The sequence below is a fragment of the Pseudomonas brassicae genome, from assembly GCF_010671725.1.
GTDB classification, from domain to species: Bacteria; Pseudomonadota; Gammaproteobacteria; order Pseudomonadales; family Pseudomonadaceae; genus Aquipseudomonas; species Aquipseudomonas brassicae.
Genome location: NZ_JAAHBU010000504.1, coordinates 1 through 775, shown reverse-complemented (window position 1 = coordinate 775; position 775 = coordinate 1). Strand labels below are relative to the sequence as shown.

General features: G+C 63.4%; 1 protein-coding gene. It reads left to right on the top strand.

All coding sequences use genetic code 11. From position 1 onward, the window contains the following. A partial coding sequence (locus G3436_RS25330) for a sensor histidine kinase (protein ID WP_163950894.1) occupies positions 1 to 775 on the top strand: 775 nt, incomplete at both ends.

Sequence of the window (775 nt, the reverse complement as noted above, 5' to 3'; positions counted from 1 at the left end):
GGCGGGTGATCGAACTGATCGGCAACCCGATGCCCGGTGGCGGCTTCGTCATGAGCTTCACCGACATCACCCCGTTCCGCGAAGCCGAACAGGCGCTCAAGGACGCCAACGAAGGGCTCGAACAGCGCGTGGCCGAACGTACCCACGAGCTGTCGCAGTTGAACCAGGCGCTGACCGAAGCCAAGAGCCACGCCGAGGCCGCCAACAAATCCAAGACGCGCTTTCTGGCGGCCGTGAGCCACGACCTGATGCAACCGTTGAATGCCGCCCGACTGTTCTCGGCAGCACTCTCGCACCAGGAGGAAGGGCTGTCGGGCGACGCCCAGCAACTGGTGCAGCATCTGGACAGCTCGTTGCGTTCAGCCGAAGAGCTGATCAGCGACCTGCTCGACATCTCGCGCCTGGAGAACGGCAAGATCAACCCCGATACCAAGCCGTTCGCCCTCAGCGAGCTGTTCGACACCCTCGGTGCGGAATTCAAGGTACTGGCGCGCCAGCAAGGCCTGGATTTTCGCGTGCGCGGCAGCAAGCTACGGGTACACAGCGACATCAAGCTGCTGCGACGCATCCTGCAGAATTTCCTCACCAACGCTTTCCGCTATGGCAAGAGCCCGATCCTGCTGGGCCTGCGCCGTCACAACGACCGTCTGTGGCTGGAAGTGTGGGACCGCGGCCCAGGGATTGCCGACGACAAGCTGCAGGTGATTTTCGAGGAGTTCAAGCGCCTGGACAGCCACCAGACCCGCGCCGAAAAAGGCCTGGGCCTGGGCCTGGC